Source organism: Actinokineospora fastidiosa (assembly GCF_014648415.1).
In the GTDB taxonomy this organism is placed as follows: domain Bacteria; phylum Actinomycetota; class Actinomycetes; order Mycobacteriales; family Pseudonocardiaceae; genus Actinokineospora; species Actinokineospora fastidiosa.
In genome coordinates, this window is the sequence record NZ_BMRB01000002.1 from 1,514,078 (window position 1) to 1,534,009 (window position 19,932).

Sequence of the window (19,932 nt, forward strand, 5' to 3'; positions counted from 1 at the left end):
GAGGGAGGGACGATGACGCAGCGACGGGCTCGGCTGATCGATGTCGCCGACGCGGCCGGGGTGTCGATCGCGGCCGCGTCGCGGGCGATGTCCGGCTCGACCGGGGTCAGCGACGCGATCGCGGCCCGGGTACGCCGGGTGGCCGGGGAGATGGGGTACGTGGCCAACGTGCACGCCCGCACGCTGGCGGGCGGCGCGAGCACCACGATCGGGCTGCTGGTGCACGAGATCGGCGACCCGTACTTCACCGAGATCGCGGGCGGGGTGCTGCGCCTGGGCGCGCAGCAGGGCCTCACCGTGCAGATCGGCCACACCGGCCGGGACCCCGACGCCGAGCTGACCCAGGTCCGGGCGCTGGTGGCCAATCGGGTCAGGGCGATCGTCATCGCCGGGTCCGGGTTCGTGGACGCGGCCGTGCAGGCGCCGGTCAAGGCGGAGCTGCAGGCGTTCCAGGCGGGCGGCGGGCGGGTCGCGGTGATCGGCCGCCACCACCTCGGCGCCGACGCCGTCCTGCCGGACAACCACGCGGGCGGCCGGTCGCTGGCCGAGCACCTGCTGGCCCTCGGCCACCGCCGGATCGCCTTCGCCGTCGGCTCCCGCGCGCTGACCACGGTCGCCGACCGGCTGGCGGGGATCGCCGAGGCGCTGGCCTCGGCCGGTCTCGACCTCGACGACCTGCCCGTCGTCGAGGAGGAGTTCACGCGCGCGGGCGGGCGCCGGGCGACGCACGCCATCCTCGACGCACACCCCGACGTGACCGCGATCGCCGCGCTCAACGACGACATGGCGATCGGCGTGCTGGCCGCGCTGCGCGCCCGCGGCGTGTCGGTCCCGGGCGAGGTGTCGGTGTCCGGCTTCGACGACGTCCCGGTCGCGGAGTACCTGTGGCCCGCGCTCACCACCGTCCGCCTGCCGATGGCGGAGATGGGCGAGCAGGTGCTGGAGCTGGCGCTCAAGCCCGCGTCGAGCAGGCCGAGGCGCAGGCTGACCGGCCATTCCCTGGTCGTCCGCGACTCGACGGCGGCGCCGCGCGGTTGACATGCAGCCGCCAGGCTGCCTAACCTGACATGCAGCTGGACGGCTGCATGTCAGGAGGCGCGCGCGTGGACGAGGTGTTCAAGGCCCTGTCCGACCCGAGCAGACGGGCGCTCCTGGACTCGCTGAACAGCCGCAACGGGCAGACGCTGCGGGAGCTGTGCGCCGGGCTGGACATGGCGCGGCAGTCGGTCAGCAAGCACCTGGCGGTGCTGGAGGCGGCGAACCTGATCACCGTGCTGCGGCGGGGGCGGGAGAAGCTGCACTACCTCAACGCCGAGCCGATCAACGCCATCGCCGAGCGATGGATCGACCAGTACGACCGCGGCCGCGTGCGCGCGCTAGCGGACCTCAAGACGGCATTGGAGAGCACGGTGGACGAGTTCGTCTACACCACGTACATCAACACCACGCCGGAGAAGCTCTGGCAGGCGCTGACCGACCCGGCGTTCACCCGGCAGTACTGGGGGACGACCTTCGAGTCGGACTGGACCACGGGCGCGCCGGTGGTGTGGGTGTGGAACGGGGTGCGCATGGAGGACCCCGAGCAGGTGGTCGTTGAGGCCAAGCCGTACGAGCGGCTGTCCTACACGTGGCACACGATCACGCCGGAGTTCGCCCGCGCGGCGGAGATGTCCGACGAGGAACTGGCGGCGATGGCGGCCGAGCCGCGCTCGACGGTGTCGTTCACGATCGAGCCGCACGGGCGGGCGGTGCGGCTGACCGTCGTGCACACCGGGTTCACGCCGGACGGGCTGCTGGTCAGGGGTGTGAGCCAGGCGTGGCCGGAGCTGCTGGCGAGCCTGAAGACGCTGCTGGAGACGGGGGCCCCGCTGCCCGCCTGAACACGACCCAGCGCATGGCCGCGTACATGTAGACCGCCTCGCACGCGCCCGCGGCGAGCCGCGCCAGGTGGTAGTCCACCCCGAGGGCGGCCAGCCCGCTGCCGACGCCGAGGATCCAGGCGAGGTAGTTCACCACGACGACCACGACGTAGATCCCGACCTGCGGGCTGACGGGCGCGTGCGAGCGGAAGTTGAAGGCGCGGTTGAGCACGAAGCTCAGCCCGAACGCGATGACGTACCCGATGGTGATGCTCACCGGCAGCGGCCAGCCGAGCCCGCTGCGCATGATCGTCAGCAGGGTGAGGTCGACGGCGAAGGTGAAGCCGTTGATGAGGCCGAACCCCACCAGGTTCCCCGGCACGATCCGCGACAGCCCGAACGGCAACCTGCGGGCGACGGCGTCCATCGCCTCGTTGAACCTCGGCACGCGCGCAGTGTTCCAAGCTCGCGTGTCCGGAAGCCGACACCGCGGCGTACGTCAGCTGACGTACGCGGAGATACGTTCCTGATCGGACGACGCGGGTCGGCGGCTCCGGGATCGTGATCGCCATGACGACGACCCTGACCCGCGCCACGCCGGTCCGCTTCCGCCTGAGCACGACCGCCCGCAGGACCTGGCTCCTGACCCACATCGCCGCCGCGGGCATCTGGCTGGGCATCGACGTGGTCCTCGCCATCCTCGTCGGCACAGCCCTGCTGACGTCCGATCCGATCCTCACCGAGTCGGCGTTCCGCGCCCTGGAGGTGTTCGCGGTCGGCCCGCTGATCGCGGTCTCCCTGATCACGTTCGGCACGGGCGTCGTGCTGGGCTGGGGCACGAAGTACGGCTTAGTCCGGTACTGGTGGGTGGCCGTCAAGCTGGGGCTGAACACGATCCTGACCCTGCTCATCATCTTCGGCCTGTCCCCCACCCTCCACGAGACAGCGACCATGGCGGCCGTGTACGCCACCGATGGCGCCCCAGACATCAGCGGCCTGGTGGCACCCCCCATCGTGTCCACAACGGCCGTCCTGGCAGCGACGGCGTTGTCGGTGTTCAAGCCGTGGGGCCGGATCAGGAGGCCCGCGTGACCAACCCCAGCCCCGCCCGCTTTGCGAGGCCCGGTCATCGACCAGACAGCCCACCCACCAAGCAGCCCACCACGAAGGAGCCCACCCGCCAGTCCTCGCGGCGAATCGGCGATTCGCAGGCCATTCCTCCGCACCTCAGCCATGCGCCAACCCAGCTCGGATCGGCGACTCGACCGCTCCGCAGGCTGGCAGCTCTGCGCAACCGTCAACTCACCGCCGACCGGCGAATCAACGGACTGCCCGCCGAAGCTCCGCCAACCACCAACCCAGCTCCGACCAGCGAATCAACCGACCCACAGGCCAGCAGCTCCGCCCACCACCAACCCAGCTCCGGCCTGCGGCTCGGCCCATCCGCGGGCCGGTCCTCCGGCACCTCCGCCATCCGTCGGTTCCGCTCCAGCGGGCCAGTCCTTCCGGCAGCCCAATCAGTCCCCCGACCCCCACCCCAACACCCGGGCGGACTGGGCGGGCCTCGGCGGCTTGTCCGGTGGCGCGTGAGGGGAAGACCATAGGACTGAGGAGGTCTCGATGAAGCTGCGGATCACCGACGTCCTGCTGGCGCTCCTGCTGGCCGCCATCGGGGTGTTCGGTTCCCTCGGCGCGGACGGCGTGTCCACGCTGGACCGGCCCGTGGATGGGTTGGCGTTGGGGCTGGCGGGGGCGAACGGTGTCCTGCTGGTCCTGCGGCGGGTCGTTCCCGTGGTGACCGTGGTGGCCTCCGCTGTGGTGACCTCGGCCTACCTGGTCCTCGGTTACCCCTACGGCCCGATCCTGGTGAGCTTGCTCGTCGCCGTCTACAGCGTGGCGCGGTATGTGCGGTTGCGGTGGTCTCTGCCTGCTGGGGGCGCGGCCTTGGTCATCCTGCTCGTGCATGTGTTCACCAATCCCGTCGCGCTGCCGGGGTTGGTGGGGCTGGTGCCGGGGTCGGCATGGGTGGTGGTGCCGTTCGCGGTGGGGGTGAGTGTGCGCCAGTATCGGGAGGGGGTTGAGCGGGCTCGGGCGGAGGCGGTGCGCAGGCGGGTCGACGCGGAGCGGTTGCGGTTGGCGCGGGAGGTGCATGACGTGGTGGGGCACGGGTTGGCGGCGATCAAGATGCAGGCCGAGGTGGCGCTGCACCTGATCGACGTCAAACCGGCCCAGGCCGAGGTCGCGCTCACCGCGATCAGTCGGACGGCAGCCGACGCGCTCGACGAGGTGCGGGCGATGGTGCGCTCGAGCGGGGAGGCCGAGCGGGCGCCCGTTCCCGGGCTGGCGCGGCTGGCCGACCTGCGGGACCGGATGTCCGACGCGGGCATGCGCGTCGACCTCGACGCCGAGCCCGTGCCCGGTGGGCTCTCGCCCGCCGCCGACCTGGCCGGGTACCGGGTGGTGCAGGAGTCGCTGACCAACGCGCTGCGGCACAGCCTGGCGAAGCGGGCCAGCGTGCGGGTGCGGTTCGACGTCGATGTGGTGATCATCGACGTGCGCAACCCGGTCGAGCGGGCGCCGGGGCCCGACGGGATGGGCATCCCCGGCATGCGGGAACGGGTCACCGCGCTGGGCGGGGACTTCTCCGCCGGGCCCGACAACGGCAGTTTCCGCGTGCACGCGCGCATACCCCGGGAAGGCGTCTCATGATCAGCGTGGTGGTCGTCGACGACCAGGACCTCGTGCGCATCGGGCTGCGCACGCTCATCGAGAGCGAGGCGGACCTGGTCGTCACCGGGGAGGCGGGCGACGGGCTGACGGCCGTCCGCGCCGTGCGCGAGCTGCGGCCGGACGTGGTGCTGATGGACATCCGCATGCCCGGCGTCGACGGGTTGGAGGCGACCCGGCGGATCACCGCCGACCCCGAGCTGGCCGCCGTGCGCATCATCGTGCTGACCACCTTCGAGCTCGACGAGTACGTCTTCGACGCGCTGCGGCACGGGGCCAGCGGGTTCCTGCTCAAGGACACCCACCCCACCGACCTGCTGCGGGCGATCCGGGTGGTGGCCTCCGGCGAGGCTTTACTGTCCCCGTCGGTCACCCGACGGGTGATCAGCATGTTCGCCGACGGCGGCAAACCCAAGTCCGCCCCGCACCCCCGGCTCGGCCACCTCACCGAGCGCGAGCGCGAGATCGTCGGCCTGGTCGGGCAGGGGCTGACCAACGACGAGATCGCGGGCAGGCTGGTGGTCAGCCCGGCGACCGCGCGCACGCACGTCAGCCGCGCCATGAGCAAGGTCGGCGCCCGCGACCGCGCCCAGCTGGTCGTCTTCGCCTACCAGTCGGGGCTGGCGGGCTAGGGCCGCACCTCGAAGGTGAAGCACCCGGCGTTCGCGCTGCGGACGTGCAGGTACGACACGTCCGGCTGGGCGAGCACGAGCCGCACGGCGGCCTCGTGGTCGTCCTCGGGCCGCAGGAAGGTGATGTGGCCGTACGCGCGCTCGCCGTCGGGCTGGAACGGGTTCAGCATGGACGCGTAGTCCAGGAACGCGGGCGGGTACTCCCCCGGCGTCGAGTAGCCCGCGCACCGGTCGAAGTGGACGTACACCGGCCCGGTCTCCGCCCACGGGCTCCGCTGGGTCCACGGGTTGTAGCTGATGAGCGCGATGTCCTCACCCGGGGTCGCCCAGGTGAGGCAGCAGCGCAGCGGCTCATCGCCGTCCGCGGGCCGCAGGGTCCAGGGGTTGCCGGACTCGTCGGCGCCGCTGTCGCGCATGGCCTGGAGACGATCGGGGTCGATGGCGATGTACTGGATCACGGGTGGAACTCTGCCGCGCCGGACGCGCCGGTTCCGGCGGAAATCGGCCGTGTCGTTCCGGGCCGGGCCGGGTCCCCGATGGACGTCGCCACCAGGCTTACCGCACGACCGGGCGCCAGGTCCAGCGCGGCGGCCCGGGTGCGGTCGAGGGTGACCATCACCTGCTGGCCGTCGCAGTCGACGTGGGCGCGGACCTCGAAGCCCACCCGGCTGAGCCGGTCGACCCGGCCGGGCACGCCCACGCCGTCGAGGCGCACGTCGATGTCGTGCGGGCGGACCAGGGCGTCGCCCAGGCGGGTCGTCGGACCGAGGAACCGCATGACGAACTCGGTGGCGGGCCGGTCGTAGAGCTCGTCCGGCGGCCCGGTCTGCTCGACCCGGCCCTGGTTGACCACCACGATCTCGTCGGCGACCTCCAGCGCCTCCTCCTGGTCGTGGGTGACGAACACCGTCGTCACCCGGACCTCGTCGTGCAGGCGGCGCAGCCACTCGCGCAGTTCCTTGCGCACCTGCGCGTCCAGCGCGCCGAACGGCTCGTCGAGCAGGAGGACGCGGGGTTCCACGGCCAGCGCGCGGGCCAGCGCCATCCGCTGCCGTTGCCCGCCGGACAGCTGCGCGGGAAGGCGGTCGGCGAACTGCTCCAGCCGCACCAGGCGCAGCAGCTCGCCCACCCGGTCGCGGATCTCCCCGGCCGGGCGGCGCCGGATCTCCAGTCCGAACGCGACATTGCGGTACACCGTGAGGTGCTTGAAGGCCGCGTAGTGCTGGAAGACGAAGCCGACGTCGCGTTCGCGCACCGGCAGGTGGGTCGCGGGCAGCCCGTCGATGAGCACCTCGCCGCCGTCCGGGGTCTCCAGGCCCGCGATCACCCGCAGCAGCGTCGACTTCCCGCCGCCGCTCGGCCCCAGCAGGGCGGTGAGACCGCCGGTGGGCACGTCGACGGACACGTCGTCCAAGGCGGTGAACGCGCCGAAGCGTTTGCGCACCGCGCGGACCTGGATGCTCACGAGCCCTCCTTCGGGCGGATGACGGACACGACGACCAGGCAGAGCACCGCGGCGAAGGCCAGCAGGAACGCGGTGGCGTACGCGGTGGTCTGCTCGAAGTCCTGGTATTTCTGCTCGACCACGAGCGTGGCGGTCTGCGTGCGGTTGATGAGGTTCCCGGAGACGATCTTCACCGCGCCGAACTCGCCGAGCGAGCGCGCCAGGCTCAGCACGACGCCGTACACGACGGCCCAGCGGATCGCGGGCAGGGTGATCCGCGCGAAGACCTGCCAGCCGGTGGCGCCGAGGGTCCTGGCGGCCTGCTCCTGCTCGTCGCCGATCTCCCTGAGCACCGGCACGACCTCGCGGATCACCAGCGGCAGCGCGACGAACACGGTCGCCATCACCATGCCCGGCGCGGCGAACACGACCTGGAGCCCGCCCGCCTCCAGCGTCGGCCCGAACCAGCCGTCCACCCCGCCGTAGACCAGCACGATGGCCAGGCCGACCACGACGGGCGACACCGACAGCGGCAGGTCGATGAGCACCGACAGCAGCCATCGCCCCGGGAACCGGTGCCGCACAAGCAGAAGCGAGACCCCGATGCCGAACACGGTGTTGATCACAACGGACACCACCGCCACCTGGACGGTCAGCCACAGCGCGTTGACCACCACCGGGTCCGACAGCGCCGCGACCAGCGCGTCAGCGCCGTCGGCGAAGCTGTTGGCCACCACCAGCCCCACCGGCCAGAGCACCAGCAGTCCCAAGTAGACCACCACGATCACGCGCTTAACCACGGCGGGCCACCCTCCGCTGGATCAGGTCGAGCGCGGTGATGGCGGCTAGCGCGACCACCAGCAGCACGGCCGCGACCGCCGACGCCGCTGCGAGGTCGCCGTTCTCGATGTGGCTGAGGATGCGCACCGACGCCACCTCCGTGCGCATCGGCAGGTTGCCCGACAACAGCACCAGCGAGCCGTATTCGCTGATGCCCCGGGCGAACGACATCGCCGCGCCCGCCGCGATCGCGGGGGCGAGCGCGGGCAGGACGATCCGGCGGAAGGTCGCGAGCCGAGAGGCGCCCAGCGTCGCGGCGGCCTCCTCGGCTTCCCGGTCGAGTTCGGCCAGGACGGGCTGCACGGTGCGCACGACGAACGGCAGCGTGACGAACAACAGCGCCAGGAATACCGCTGTCCGCGTGTTGGCGACATCGACGCCGATGGGGCTGCGCGGGCCGTACAGCGCGAGCAGGACCAGCCCGGCCACGATCGTCGGCAGCGCGAACGGCACGTCGATGACGACGTCGAGCACGCGCTTGCCCGGGAAGTCGTCGCGCACCAGCACCCACGCGATGAGCGTGCCGATGAGGACGTTCACCAGCGTGACCAGCAGCGAATGGACGACGGTCAGGCGGATCGCGGCGAAGGTCTGCTCGTCGGCGACCGCCCGCCAGAACGCGCCCCATCCGCCCGCGGCGGTCTCCACCAGGACCGCGGTGAGCGGGATCAGCACCAGCAGGCTGAACCACAGCGTGGCCAGGCCGAGGCCCAGTGCCGGGCCCCGGCCCAACCGGACGGCCACGCTCACGACTTGCCGGTTTCCCGCTGGATGCTGGTGATCACGCCGGTCTCGGCGGCGAAGAACCGCTCGCTGGCGGCGGGCCAGCCGCCGAAGTCGGCCGCGATCGTCTGCAGCGTCCTGGGCGCGGGGAACGGGTTCGCCGGGTCGTTCGCGCCGGGCACCTCGACGCTGATGCCGTCGATCACCGGACGGAAGCCGGTGCGCGCGAACTCGGTCTGGCCGGTCGGGCCGAGGACGAACCTTAGCCACTCGACGGCCTTGGGGTCCGCGGACTTCAGCACCGCGCCGGGATTCTCGATGAGCAGAGTGGTGTCCGGGACGATGTAGTCGAAGGCGGCGCCGTTCTGCCGGGCCAGGATGGCCTCGTTCTCGTAGGTGAGCAGGACGTCGCCGGTGCCGCCGGTGAAGGCGGTGGTGGCGTCGCGCCCGCTGCCGGGCAGGGCGACGACGTTGCGGAAGAACCTGGTCGTGAAGTCCTCGGCGTCGAGTCCGGCGGCCTGGGCGTGGCCGTAGGCGGCGAGGATGTTCCAGCGGGCGGAGCCGGACGAGCCGGGGTTGGGGGTCACGATCCCGAGGCCGGGTTCGACGAGGTCGTCCCAGCCGGTGATGCCCTTCGGGTTGCCCGCGCGCACGGCGATGACCACGACCGAGGTGGACACGATGCCCTTGGTCGGCCCCTTGTCCCACTCGGGCGCGACCAGTCCGGCGTCCACCAGCCGGGTGACGTCACCCTCCAGGGAGAAGTGCACGTAGTCGGCGGGCAGGCCGCCCGCCACGGCGCGGCTCTGGTCGCCGGAGGCGCCGTAGGACTCCTGCCAGGTGACGCCCGCGCCGTCCGGCGTCTTCGCCCACTCCCGCTGGATGGCGTTGTTGGCCGCCTTCGGCACGGCGAACCCCACCAGCGACAGGGTGGTGTCCGCCCCGTCGCCGGTCGCGGTGCCGCAGGCCGATAAGGCCACCAGGACCGCTGCGACCGCTGTCTTGCGCACGTCTGCCTCCCGATTCTCGGTGTCGGGAGGGGACCGTAATGATCGGCCGATCATCTTGGAAAGCTGTTCCACATTGTGGATGTGCCAGGATTCGACGGTGTCCGACGTGCGGGAATCCCGGTCCGGAGCGCAGGCGATCGAGCGGGCGCTCGCGGTGCTGCGCTGTTTCGAGAGCGGCGAGCGCACCCAGGGGATCAGCGAGCTGGCCCGGCGCACCGGGCTGACGGTCAGCACGACCCACCGGGTGACGCGGGCGCTGGCCGACGGCGGGCTGCTCATGCAGGTCCCGCGCGGCGACCGCTACCAGCTCGGCCCGACCCTGGCCGTGCTGGGCGCGCGGGCGGCCGACCAGCTCGGCTACGACCAGGCGCTGCCCCTGCTGGCCGAACTTGCCGAGAGCACCGGCGAGTCGGTCAACCTGGGCATCCGCACGGGCACGGACGTGCAGGTCGTGCTCGACGTGCCCTCCACCCAGCCGCTGCGCTTCGACCAGCCGCCGGGCACCCGCGTCCCGCTGTACGCCTCGGCCATGGGCAAGTGCCTGCTGGCCGCCGCCGCCGACCTCGAGGCCGAGGCGGCCGCGCTGGGCGAGCTCACCGCCCACACCGACCGCACGGTCACGACCACCAAGGCCCTGCTCGCCGACCTCCGCGCCGTCCGCGAGCGCGGATGGGCCCTCAACGACGAGGAGCGCAACCCGGGCGTCCGCGCAATCGCGGTCGCCGTGCGCACCGACACGGGCACGATCGCCGCGATCGCCGTCCAGGGCCCCACGGTCCGCATCACCGAGGACCGCTTCGCCACCCTGGCCAACCAACTCACCCACACCGCCCGCCGCGTCGCCCCACTGCTGGCCGCCACCCGCTAGGACGGCTCAAGTCACAGCAGGCAGGCCAGCCACGGCCGCGCTGCCCCACCGGCTCGACGATGGCATCCGCACCCGCTGCCGATCGACTGGGGCAAGGGGATGGACGAGGCCGCAGCCACCCGCTCCACCGTCGCCGTCCACGACCAGCAGGCCATCTGCCCCACGCGCGAAAGCCGCGCATGAGCTCGGCCTCGCCCCGCTGCCAGCCGCCACCCGGTAGCCCGCCCAGGTCACCGCGGGCAAGCCGCCGTCCACCACCGGCAGCCCCTCCGCCCCCACACGCGAAAGCCGCCCATGAGGTCGATGCGCGCCCACTGCTAGCCGCCGATGGTTCCGCCCAGGCCACGGCAGGCGAGCCACCGACCACGACCGGCAGGCTCTCCGCATTCCAGACGCGAAAGCCGCCCACTAGGCCGATGCCGCCCCACTGCCAGCCGCCACCCATAGCCCCGCCCAGGTCACCGCAGGCGAGCCATCGACTACCACCGGCAGACCCTCCGCCTCCCGGGCGCGAAAGCCGTCCACTAGGTCGACGCCCCCCGATACTCACTCAGGTCACCGCAGGCGAGCCAACGTCCACTACCGACAGACCCTCGCCCCCCACACGCGAAAGCCACCCGGTCGACGCCCCCGATAATCCGCTCAGGTCACCGCAGGCGAGCCGCCGTCCACCCGGCAGCCCCCTCGGCCCCCACACACGAAAGCCACCAGGTCGACGCCCCCGCCAGTCGTCACCGATAACCCGCTCAGGTCACCGCGGGCGAACCGCCGTCCACCACCGGCAGGCCCTCCGCCTCCCAGGCGCGAAAGCCGCCGATCAGGTCGGTCGCGCGGCGCAGGCCGATGCGCCGGAGGTCGCGGGCGGCCAGGCTTGATGCGTAGCCCTCGTTGCAGAAGACGATCACCACGCGGTCGGCGGTGATGTCCGGCAGCCGGTGTGTGCCCGCCGGGTCGAGGCGCCACTCCAGGACGATCCGCTCGATCGGGATCGCGCCGGGGATCTCGCCCTCGGCGAGGCGGTTGTAGTAGGGCCGGATGTCGACCAGCAGCGCCCCCTCCCGGACTAGGGCGTGCGCCTTGAACGGGTCGACCCGCTCGATCTCGCCGCGGGCCTGCGCCAGGTACGCCTCGACGCTCACGGCACCTCCACCACGACGGACCCGCGCCGCGCGGGCAGGGCCACCCGGCGCGCGGGGATCTCGGCCAGGCTCGGGTATTCGCGGGTCGGCACCAGCGGCGGCGAGTACGCGTGCACGCTCAGCGCGGGCTCGACCGAGGTGTTGGCCACGACGTGGGCCCGGCCCGCGCCGAAGGCGACCGTCTCGCCCGCGCGGCGCAGGCCCCGGTGCTCGCCGGAGTCCGGGTACCGGTAGCGCTCGGTCAGCGCGCCGCGGACGACGGTGAACGAGCCGGCCGCGCCGCCGTGGTCGTGCGGCGGGGTGGCCTGGCCGGGCAGCCACGACAGCAGCCAGAGCTCGACGCCCTCGGTCAGGGCCAGCCGGGTCCACCAGCGTGATCGCGGGTCGTACCTGGCGATCTCGGCGAACTCGTGGCCGAACGTCGAGCCGACCTGCCGGGTGAGGGAACGCAGTTGGCGCACCGACCAGACGACGCGCGTCGGGTGCAGCAGTGTCTCGGAAACCTTCATGCCAGCAGGCTGGCACCGCCCGACCAACTTGGCATGCCCTTCCACATTGCGGAACACTGATTGACCAGTGCCGGGCGTGGGCACCTCGCGGGTGTGTGGAAGCGGGTGATCGTCGCGGTCGCGGTGCTGCTGGCGGCGGGCTGCCAGTGGCCGCGGGACGCGGAAGGGACGTTGGACCGGGTGCGCGGCGGGGTGCTGCGGGTCGGGGTGGTCGAGGACCCGCCGTGGACCGTTGTCGACGACCGGGGCGCGGTCGGCGGGGCCGAGGCCGCGCTGGTCGAGCGGCTCGCCGCCGAGCTGGGCGCGCGGGTCGAGTGGACCGAGGGTCCGGAGTCGACGCTGATCGGCGCGCTCAGCCACCAGGCGCTGGACCTGGTGATCGGCGGGATGACGCGGTCGTCGCCGTGGACCAAGGAGGTCGCGCTGACAGTGCCGTACTTCACCAGCAAGCGGGTGGTCGCCGTGCCGCTGGCCGCGGACTCGTCGCTGGAGGGCGTGCCGGTCGCGGTCGAGGCGGGGACGCCCGAGGTGACGTTCCTGGCCGAGGAGGGCGCGGTGCCGGTCGTCGTCGACGAGGTGCCCGCCGGGGTCCCCGCGGTGGTCCCGGACTGGGCGGTCGATCCGGCGTGCCAGCGGGCGGTGCTGGAGCTGGGCAGCACCGACCACTCGTTCGCCATGGCGCTGGGCGAGAACGCCTTCCTGGTGAGAGTCGAGGAGTTCCTGCTCGCCCTGCCGCCCGAGGAGATCCGCGGCCTGCTGGTGCAGGCGCGCGGCGGGACGGGGTGCGGCCGGTGAGGGTCTACGACAAGTTCGAGCTGCCGTCGGACAAGGCCGAGCTGCACCGCCGCGCCGTGCGGCTGGAGTGGTGGACGCTCGGGTTCTTCACCGTCACGATCGTGCTGGTCGCGCTCGTGCTGGGGCAGTCGCAGGCGCTGAAGGCGGCCTGGGTGGAGGACATCCTCAGCATGACCCCGCCGCTGGCCTTCCTGATCGCCGCGCGGTTCCGCGACCGCGCGCCGAACAAGGAGCACCCCTACGGCTACCACCGCTCGGTCGGCATCGGCTTCCTGGCCGCCGCGCTGGCGCTGCTCGGCCTGGGCGGCTACATCCTGGTCGACTCGGTGGTGCGGCTGATCGCCCGCGAGCGCGTGCCCATCGGCATGACGGAGCTGTTCGGCGTGACGATGTGGCTGGGCTGGCCGATGATCGCCGTCCTGACCGCGACGATGATCCCCGCCGTGGTGCTCGGCCACAAGAAGCTGAAGCTGGCCCGGCAGCTGCACGACAAGGTCCTGCTCGCCGACGCCGGGATGAACCGCGCCGACTGGATGACCGCGGGCGCTGCCGTGCTGGGCGTGGTCGGCATCGGCGCGGGCCTGTGGTGGGCCGACGCGGTCGCGGCCTGCCTGATCTCCGCGGACATCGTCCGCGACGGCGTCCGCACGACCAAGGCCGCGGTGGCCGACCTGATGGACACCCGCCCGCGCACCGTCGACGGCGAGCCGCACCCGCTCGGCGACCAGCTCACCGCCATGGCCATGGACGAGCCCTGGGTGGCCGACGCGTGGATCCGGCTGCGCGAGGAGGGGCACGTCTTCGTCGGCGAGCTGCTGGTCGTGCCCACGGCGGATGCCGACGACCTGGTCCACCGGGTCGCCGCCCTCGGCGACCGCCTCCGCGCGGCGGACTGGCGCATGCACGACCTGGCCGTGGCGCCGGTCCCGGCGATCCAACCCGCGGAATGACGTGCGTGGGGCGGCCCGAGGACCGCCCCACGCACGATCGTGACAATTACACCGGGCAGGTGTTGCGGTATTCGACGAAAGTCGAGTCCTGCGCCGGGCCCGGGCAGACGAACGGGGAATACCGGGTGTCGCTGTCCAGGAAGCGCTTCAGCCAGGGGAGGATGAACCGCATATTCGTGGCCGTGTAGGAGTTCGTCACGAAGTGGCCGCCGGTCAGCTCGACGTAGGCGTGCTCGTCCGGGCTGGTGAGCGCCGCGTACATCGGCTCGGCGTGCCCGCTGACCGAGGCGATGGAGTCCGACTGCGCGCCGATGATCATCGTCGCGGCCTCGATCCCGGGGAACCGCTTGGTCATGTGCCACGGCGTGAGGGCGACCGCGGCCTTGATCGACGGGCGCTTGTTGGCCGCGGCCAGGGTGCCGCCGCCGCCCATCGAGTGGCCCATGACGGCCAGCCGGGCTGGGTCGACGCGGTCCTTGACCGGCGAGGACGCGACCAGCCAGTCCAGGGCGGCGATGAGCTGGTCGCCGCGCTGGTCGGGGAAGTCGAACAGCCCGTGGGTCTCCAGGGTGAACACCACGAACCCGTGCGAGGCCAGCGCCGGGCCGAACCAGGACTGGGTGTACTCGCCCTCGAAGAAGCCGGGGATCACCGCGACGGCGGCGTACGCGCCCTGGCTGGTGTCGGTCGGGTAGTACAGCGTGCCCTTGTTGAACCCGCGCCCCGACCCGGCGGGCACCGACGTCCGCGCGATGTCGAACGGGCCGGTCTGCGACTTCACCAGCTGCTCGGTGGGGTCCGGTCCCTTCTGCGGCTGCGCGGCCGAGGCCTGTGGCCCGACCAGGACCACGGCGCCCACCGTCGCGGCGGCCGCGACGGCCGCCCACATCGATATCACCTTTCGGCGCACGATCAGACTCCTCCGGATTCAGCAGGGAAATCACTGGCACACGAACGCTAAGTGTTTCACTGCCTGTCCGGATAGGAGCGCGCGGAAATACCGTCTCCGGATTCCAGTGGGGTCGGACGAAATCGTCAGGGTGGTGAGTGGTTCTCAGCGCCAGCCGACGTCGATGCGCCCGCCGCGCCGCTCGAAGAAGTGCAGCATGTCCAGCCGCACGCCGATGGTGATGTTCTCCCCCGACGCGGCCCGCACCCTCGGTGGCAGCCGGACGGTCAGCTCTGCGGGCCGCAGGTGGTGGCGGCCCGCGTGCCCGTTCTCCGCCTGCGCGACCTCCGGGCCGCGCTCGGTGCGGGTGATCTTGTCCAGGAACCGGTTGAACAGCGACTCCGAGGCGCGGGCGTGTCTTCGCGCGGCCGCGGCCGCCGCCCTCGGCCGCACGCCGTCGGGGTCGACGTCGATCTCGGTGGCGCCGATGTCGATGAACGCCAGCGACTCGTGGCCGTGGTGCTCCAGGTGCCGGATGCTGCCGCGCAGCGACTGCCCGCGCCGCGGCTCGGCGATCGGGGCCACCGCCTCGGCGCGCACCCCCACCACGATCGCCTCCCCGTGGTAGTGCGCCAGTTCCCGCGCCCTCGGGTCCGACCACGGCAGGTAGAGCTGCTGCTCGCCGATGCGCAGCGCGATGTGGCTGTTGAGGTAGACGTAGACGAACGCCTCCAGCAGCGTGATCCTCGGCGTGCCGAGGAAGGCGGCGACGAACATCGTGGCGGGCTTGTCGTAGACCCGGCCCGCGGTGCCGACGTCCTGCAGCACGCCCTGGCTGAGCACGGCGATGCGGTCGGCGAGGGTCAGCGCCTCGGTCTGGTCGTGGGTGACGTAGACGGTGGTGACGCCGAGCGAGCGCACCATGCCGGAGATCTCCGCGCGCAGCTCGGCCCGCAAACCGCTGTCGAGATTGGACAGAGGTTCGTCGAGGAGGAACAGCCGCGGCTGGCGCACCAGCGCCCGGCCCATCGCCACCCGCTGCCGCTGGCCGCCGGAGAGCTGGTGCGGCCAGCGGTTGAGCAGTTCGCGCACGCCCAGCGCGCCAGCGGACTCGGCGATGCGCTCGCCCTGGGCCGCCGGGTCCATTCCGGATATGCGCAGCGGGAAGGCGATGTTCTCCCCCGCGCGCATGTGCGGGTACAGCGCGAAGTTCTGGAACACCATCGCCACCTGCCGCTCCTTCGGCGAGAGGTGGCCCGCGTCCATGCCGTCGAGGTGCACCTCGCCGGACGTCGGCGTCTCCAGTCCGGCGATGATCCGCAGCAGCGTCGACTTGCCGCAGCCCGACGGGCCGATCAGCACCATCAGCTCCCCGTCGGCGATGTCCAGGTCGACGCCGTCGAGCGCCACCGCTCCGCCGGGGAACACCTTGGTGATGTCCCGGAGCCCGATTCTGGCCACGTCGCCCCCCGCCTGCCTCGGTGGTTGGGTCTGAATCGAAGCACTCTGGCCAATCAACTGTATAGGTCGCAATCACCCGAATGCGCTAAGCACCCTCGGTGTCTCCCCTGGCACCCTGCGCGACTGGGCGCTGAGCGGCACTGTGGACAGTCAGTTCCTGCGCGCCGCCAGCACGAATCCGGTGATGGCGAGCACGACCGCCAGTATCAGCCCGACCGCGATGGCCGTGGCGACGAACTCGGGCAATTCGGGGTCGGTGGTGATGTAGGCGATCAGGCCGAGCGCGACGGCCAGGGCGGCGACCGCGACGCCCGCCCACGCCCAGCGCTGCCGGGCCGAGCGGCCGGGCGCGGGCGGGCAGTGGTCGAGGACGGCGTCCAGCAGGTCCGCGTAGCCCTCGGCGAGACCGTTGAAGCGGACCTTGCGGCGGGTGCCGCGGAGCGTGAGCGCCACCCACACCTGCGAGCCGAAGTAGTGCGCGACCGGACTGCGCACCTGGCCGAACTGCACGCGCGCGTGGACCACGCTCTCCCACGGGACGACGATGTCGCGCCGGTCGGTCGCGTACACCAGGCCCTTCTCGTGGACGATCAACCGCTCGTTGGGCAGCATCGCGGCTTTGGCCAGGTGCACGCCGCCGATCACGAACGCCGACAGCGCGAGCCCGATCGCCCCGCCGAAGGCCTGCCGGGCCGCCGAGGTGTCGTCGTCGCCGCTCAGGCCGACGGCGATGATCGCGGCGAGCACGCCGAGCACGATCCCCCACCCGCCGATCGCCCTGCGGCGGTCGTTGTCGACGGGATGGACACGCACAACCGGGCCGAGTTCGTGCATCGCGGGCGCCTCCCCCGGGAGAATGGCCGTTGATCACCGGTCTACCACGGAGGTGCCGCGTGGCCGTCGTCCGAGGGTTGATCGCCGTCGCCCTGCTGGTGGGGTTCTACCTGCTCGTGATCGTCCTGGTGCTGGTCTACGCGGCGCTGGTGGTGGGCGTGCTGATCACCGGCCAGGTCGCCTTCCAGCCCACGGTCCTGCTGGCCATGATCGGCCTCGGCGTGGTCGTGCTCGCGCTGGTGCGCTCGCTGGTCCGGGTCAGCGACCTGGCCCCGGAGCCCGACGGCGAGGAACTCGCCCGGCCCGCGCCGCTGTGGGAGCTGGTCGACGAGCTGGCCGGGCTCGTCGGCACCCGCGCGCCGGACGCCATCCGGCTGACCATGGACGCCAACGCGGCCGTGGTCGAGGAGATCCGCCTGCTCGGGCTCGTCGGCGGCGCCCGCACGCTGGCCGTGGGCAGGCCGCTGCTCGCGGGCCTCACCGCGGGCGAGCTGCGCGCGGTCATCGCCCACGAGCTGGGCCACTACGCGCGCGGCCACACCCGCCTGGCGGCGCTGACCTACCGCGGCTCGGTCGCCCTGGCCAGGGCCCGGCTGGCCATCGCCGAGGCGGCGGGCGCCGACCGGATCACCCGGATGTACGCGGGCCTGCCGTTCCGGCTGTTCTCGGCCTACGCCTGGATCTACGACCGGATGACCGTCGGCCCGCGCCGCCGCCAGGAACTGGCCGCCGACGCCGCCGCGGCCCGCGCGACCGACCCGGGGACCACCGCGGGCGCGCTCCGCTCCGCCGTGCGCACGGGCGTGGCGTGGGCCGACTTCGAGGCGCGCTTCCTGGCCCCGGCCAGCACGCGCCCGGACGACCCGGTGCCCGCCTTCGCCGCCATGCTCGCCGACCCGGACTACCGCGACGCGCTGGCCGCGGCCGAGTTGCCCGACCCCGAGCCCACCTGGCGCGACTCCCACCCCAGCCTGCGCGCCCGGGTCGCGGCGCTGGCCCGGCTGCCCGCGCGTGCGGTCGAGCCGGACCGCCGCCCGGCGGCCGATCTCGTGCCACCGCCCGTGGCGCGCACCAGGGCGCAGCCGTGGCGGGACTGGGTGGACGCCGCGTCCGCCCGGATCGCGGACGAACTGGCCGCTCCCCTGGTGACCGCCCTCGGGCCGGAACCGACGCTGGCGGCCGTGCTGGACCTGCTGGAGTCCGGTGGGCGCGACCGGATCGCCACCCGCGCAGCGGTCACCGCGGTCATCGGGCGGGCGCTGGTCGACGCCGGGGTGGCGGCGTGGTCGGCGCCGTGGACCCGGTTGCGGCTGATCGCCCCGGACCCGATCGCCGATCGCCTGGACGCGGCGCTGGAGGACCCGAGCGCGGTCCGCGGGCTGCGCGCCGCTCTCTCTACTGTGGACATCGACGCCGTCTTGGCCGTGCCGGAGCGGGAGAAGCCGCCGCGGCGGTCGCTGTTCCCGGACGCGCCGGAGGCGTCGATCATGCCGGTCGTGTGGTTCGTGGCCGTCGTGGCCGTGGTCGCGGTGCTGGTCTCGCTGTCGCAGGAGGACGATGAGCCGGTCGTCCCGGTCCACCGCCCGGTCTTCCCGACGACGTATTACGTGCCGCCGCTGCCGCCCTATCAGCCGACGTACCGGGTCCCGACCTTCGACATCCCGCTGCCGCCGCTGGGCGGCATCGTGGTGACCCGCTGAGGGCCGTGGCCCTCAGCGGATCGACTCACGTCAGCACGCTCCCAGGTCGGCCCACGTGCTGCCGCTGCCGGGCGCCTGGTTGTAGGAGAAGAACGACTGCAGCTGCCACAGGTGCCCGTTGTGGCTCACCTGCGCGCCGAAGAAGTAGAACTGCGACGCGCTCCACGCGGGGGCCGAGCACGGCTCCGGGTCCGGGTCGGGATCCGGGTCGGGGTCAGTGCCCTCGCCGACGAACAGCAGGTTGTTCGGCGATCCGCTGCCGGGGTTGCCGATCGAGTTCTTCGTGGCCCCGTCCTTCAGCGCGGTCTGCACCTGCGCGGGCGTCGCGCCCGGGTGTCCGGCCAGGTAGACCGCGGCCGCGCCCGCGACGTGCGGGGCCGCCATCGACGTGCCGCTGATGGTGTTGGTCGCGGTGTCGCTGGTGTTCCACGGCGCCGTGATGTCCTGGCCGGGCGCGAAGATGTCGCTGCACGAGCCGTAGTTGGAGAACGACGCGCGCGCGTCCGTCCGGGTGCTCGCGTTGACCGTGATGGCCTCCGGAGTGCGGGCGGGGGTGAAGTTGCAGGCGTTGGCATTGGAGTTGCCCGACGCCAGCGCGTACACCACACCGGACGCGATGGAGTTGCGGACGGCGTTCTCCAGGGTCGCGTTGGTGCCCGACGCGCCCAGGCTCATGTTCGCCACCGCGGGCTTCCTGGCGTTCGCGGTCACCCAGTCCACGCCCGCGGCGACGCCGGACAGCGTGCCCGAGCCCTGGCAGTTGAGGACCTTCACCGCGACCAAGCGCACGCCCTTGGCGACGCCGTGCGCGGTGCCGCCCACGGTGCCCGCGACGTGGGTGCCGTGGCCGTTGCAGTCGGTGTTGTTGCTGTCGACGGTGTTCGTGCCCCATGTCGCCCGGCCACCGAAGTCGGCGTGGGTGGTTCGGATGCCCGTGTCGATGATGTACGCGGTCACGCCCGCGCCGTCGTTGGGATAGGTGTAGCTGTTGTCCAGCGGCAGATCGCGCTGGTCGATGCGGTCCAGGCCCCACGACGGCGGGTTCGGCTGCGTGCCGGTGGTCCGCACGATCCGGTCCTGTTCGACGTAGGCCACCCTCGGGTCCGCGGCGGCGCGGCGGGCGTCGGCCTCGGACATCCGGGCGGCGAACCCGGTCAGGGCGCGGCCGTAGGTGTGCGTGACGCGCGCGCTGTGCCGTTCGACGACGGTTCGCTTGGCGTCAGCGCTCTTGAGCACGACCAGGTAGCTGCCGGGGATCGCGTCCGGCGATCCGGCGCCCAGGATCTGGCCCTGGGCCGCGGTCGCGGACGGCACGACCGCGACGGTTAACGCCCCGGCGGACAGCACGGCCACGAGGCCGCGCAGGATTGAGCGGTGCAAGGGGTCCTCCTTCACGAGCAGGGGACGCCCCGGTGCCCGCCCTCACCAGGGCACCGGAGCGCGGAACGAGGTCCTTGCAGTCAAGTCGATGCGAGAAGTCTTCACTAGTGGTTAGCCGGAAAATCCGTCCAATCGGACCAGCAGCACAAAACCTGGTGAACAACTTGTCACG

General features: G+C 72.4%; 21 protein-coding genes. 9 read left to right on the forward strand and 12 right to left on the reverse strand.

Annotation, left to right across the window (positions count from 1 at the left end):
* The first annotated feature begins 12 nt into the window (after window positions 1-12).
* Both IEY98_RS16825 and IEY98_RS16830 read left to right on the forward strand, forming a co-directional pair.
* A complete protein-coding gene (locus IEY98_RS16825) occupies window positions 13-1,038 on the forward strand; it encodes a LacI family DNA-binding transcriptional regulator (RefSeq protein ID WP_189211347.1) in 1,026 nt (341 codons plus the stop codon).
* 65 nt (window positions 1,039-1,103) lie between these two features.
* Complete coding sequence (locus IEY98_RS16830; RefSeq protein ID WP_189211348.1) at window positions 1,104-1,880, forward strand: ArsR/SmtB family transcription factor; 777 nt, start codon at window positions 1,104-1,106, stop codon at window positions 1,878-1,880.
* Here the strand turns inward: IEY98_RS16830 and IEY98_RS16835 are convergent.
* Window positions 1,798-2,307, reverse strand: a complete 510-nt coding sequence (locus IEY98_RS16835) for a GtrA family protein (protein ID WP_373292404.1) — start codon at window positions 2,305-2,307, stop codon at window positions 1,798-1,800. The genes IEY98_RS16830 and IEY98_RS16835 overlap by 83 nt on opposite strands.
* Window positions 2,308-2,429: 122 nt before the next feature.
* Here IEY98_RS16835 and IEY98_RS16840 point away from each other — a divergent pair, with 122 nt between their 5' ends.
* The 3 genes from IEY98_RS16840 (at window position 2,430) to IEY98_RS16850 (ending at window position 5,218) form a co-directional block, all read left to right on the forward strand.
* Window positions 2,430-2,951, forward strand: coding sequence for a hypothetical protein (locus IEY98_RS16840; protein WP_189211349.1), 522 nt, complete (start codon window positions 2,430-2,432; stop codon window positions 2,949-2,951).
* Window positions 2,952-3,479: 528 nt separating this feature from the next.
* Entirely contained in the window at window positions 3,480-4,568 is a 1,089-nt protein-coding gene (locus IEY98_RS16845) for a sensor histidine kinase (protein WP_189211350.1), read from the forward strand.
* Window positions 4,565-5,218 (forward strand): response regulator, encoded by a 654-nt coding sequence (locus tag IEY98_RS16850; protein WP_189211351.1) that lies wholly within the window; start codon window positions 4,565-4,567, stop codon window positions 5,216-5,218. Before IEY98_RS16845 ends, IEY98_RS16850 begins: the two co-directional genes overlap by 4 nt.
* Here IEY98_RS16850 and IEY98_RS16855 read toward each other — a convergent pair.
* Genes IEY98_RS16855 through IEY98_RS16875 form a run of 5 tightly spaced genes read right to left on the reverse strand, consistent with a single transcriptional unit; the run spans window position 5,215 to window position 9,235 of the window.
* A complete protein-coding gene (locus tag IEY98_RS16855; RefSeq protein ID WP_189211352.1) occupies window positions 5,215-5,676 on the reverse strand; it encodes a DUF1203 domain-containing protein in 462 nt (153 codons plus the stop codon). The genes IEY98_RS16850 and IEY98_RS16855 overlap by 4 nt on opposite strands.
* Complete coding sequence (locus tag IEY98_RS16860) at window positions 5,673-6,683, reverse strand: sulfate/molybdate ABC transporter ATP-binding protein (protein ID WP_189211353.1); 1,011 nt, start codon at window positions 6,681-6,683, stop codon at window positions 5,673-5,675. The genes IEY98_RS16855 and IEY98_RS16860 overlap by 4 nt, the downstream gene beginning before the upstream one ends.
* Window positions 6,680-7,462, reverse strand: coding sequence for a sulfate ABC transporter permease subunit (locus tag IEY98_RS16865; RefSeq protein WP_189211354.1), 783 nt, complete (start codon window positions 7,460-7,462; stop codon window positions 6,680-6,682). Before IEY98_RS16865 ends, IEY98_RS16860 begins: the two co-directional genes overlap by 4 nt.
* Complete coding sequence (gene cysT, locus IEY98_RS16870) at window positions 7,455-8,252, reverse strand: sulfate ABC transporter permease subunit CysT (protein WP_189211355.1); 798 nt, start codon at window positions 8,250-8,252, stop codon at window positions 7,455-7,457. The genes IEY98_RS16865 and cysT overlap by 8 nt, the downstream gene beginning before the upstream one ends.
* Window positions 8,249-9,235, reverse strand: a complete 987-nt coding sequence (locus IEY98_RS16875) for a sulfate ABC transporter substrate-binding protein (RefSeq protein WP_229786977.1) — start codon at window positions 9,233-9,235, stop codon at window positions 8,249-8,251. The genes cysT and IEY98_RS16875 overlap by 4 nt, the downstream gene beginning before the upstream one ends.
* A gap of 97 nt (window positions 9,236-9,332) precedes the next feature.
* On the opposite strand from IEY98_RS16875, the gene IEY98_RS16880 reads away from it, so the two are divergent.
* Window positions 9,333-10,103 carry an IclR family transcriptional regulator gene (locus IEY98_RS16880; RefSeq protein ID WP_189211357.1) on the forward strand — a complete coding sequence of 257 codons (771 nt, stop codon included), beginning with the start codon at window positions 9,333-9,335 and terminating at the stop codon, window positions 10,101-10,103.
* Window positions 10,104-10,849: 746 nt separating this feature from the next.
* Here the strand turns inward: IEY98_RS16880 and IEY98_RS16885 are convergent.
* Together IEY98_RS16885 and IEY98_RS16890 are read right to left on the reverse strand one after the other, a co-directional pair.
* Entirely contained in the window at window positions 10,850-11,242 is a 393-nt protein-coding gene (locus IEY98_RS16885) for a rhodanese-like domain-containing protein (RefSeq protein ID WP_189211358.1), read from the reverse strand.
* Entirely contained in the window at window positions 11,239-11,751 is a 513-nt protein-coding gene (locus IEY98_RS16890) for a cysteine dioxygenase (protein ID WP_189211359.1), read from the reverse strand. The genes IEY98_RS16885 and IEY98_RS16890 overlap by 4 nt, the downstream gene beginning before the upstream one ends.
* Window positions 11,752-11,856: 105 nt before the next feature.
* Between IEY98_RS16890 and IEY98_RS16895 the strand changes: the two genes are divergently transcribed.
* Both IEY98_RS16895 and IEY98_RS16900 read left to right on the forward strand, forming a co-directional pair.
* Window positions 11,857-12,546 (forward strand): substrate-binding periplasmic protein, encoded by a 690-nt coding sequence (locus IEY98_RS16895; RefSeq protein WP_189211360.1) that lies wholly within the window; start codon window positions 11,857-11,859, stop codon window positions 12,544-12,546.
* Entirely contained in the window at window positions 12,543-13,496 is a 954-nt protein-coding gene (locus IEY98_RS16900) for a cation efflux transmembrane domain-containing protein (RefSeq protein WP_229786978.1), read from the forward strand. The genes IEY98_RS16895 and IEY98_RS16900 overlap by 4 nt, the downstream gene beginning before the upstream one ends.
* Window positions 13,497-13,542: 46 nt before the next feature.
* Here the strand turns inward: IEY98_RS16900 and IEY98_RS16905 are convergent, their stop codons facing one another.
* The 3 genes from IEY98_RS16905 to IEY98_RS16915 all read right to left on the reverse strand — a co-directional run bounded on the left by IEY98_RS16905 (window position 13,543) and on the right by IEY98_RS16915 (window position 16,680).
* Window positions 13,543-14,385 carry an alpha/beta hydrolase family protein gene (locus IEY98_RS16905; RefSeq protein ID WP_189211362.1) on the reverse strand — a complete coding sequence of 281 codons (843 nt, stop codon included), beginning with the start codon at window positions 14,383-14,385 and terminating at the stop codon, window positions 13,543-13,545.
* Window positions 14,386-14,550: 165 nt separating this feature from the next.
* Entirely contained in the window at window positions 14,551-15,846 is a 1,296-nt protein-coding gene (locus IEY98_RS16910) for an ABC transporter ATP-binding protein (RefSeq protein WP_189211363.1), read from the reverse strand.
* Between the two features lie 150 nt (window positions 15,847-15,996).
* Window positions 15,997-16,680 carry a hypothetical protein gene (locus tag IEY98_RS16915; protein ID WP_189211364.1) on the reverse strand — a complete coding sequence of 228 codons (684 nt, stop codon included), beginning with the start codon at window positions 16,678-16,680 and terminating at the stop codon, window positions 15,997-15,999.
* 59 nt (window positions 16,681-16,739) lie between these two features.
* Between IEY98_RS16915 and IEY98_RS16920 the strand changes: the two genes are divergently transcribed.
* Window positions 16,740-18,380 (forward strand): M48 family metallopeptidase, encoded by a 1,641-nt coding sequence (locus IEY98_RS16920; RefSeq protein WP_189211365.1) that lies wholly within the window; start codon window positions 16,740-16,742, stop codon window positions 18,378-18,380.
* Window positions 18,381-18,410: 30 nt separating this feature from the next.
* Here the strand turns inward: IEY98_RS16920 and IEY98_RS16925 are convergent, their stop codons facing one another.
* A complete protein-coding gene (locus IEY98_RS16925; RefSeq protein WP_229786979.1) occupies window positions 18,411-19,760 on the reverse strand; it encodes a S8 family serine peptidase in 1,350 nt (449 codons plus the stop codon).
* Between the last annotated feature and the right edge of the window lie 172 nt (window positions 19,761-19,932).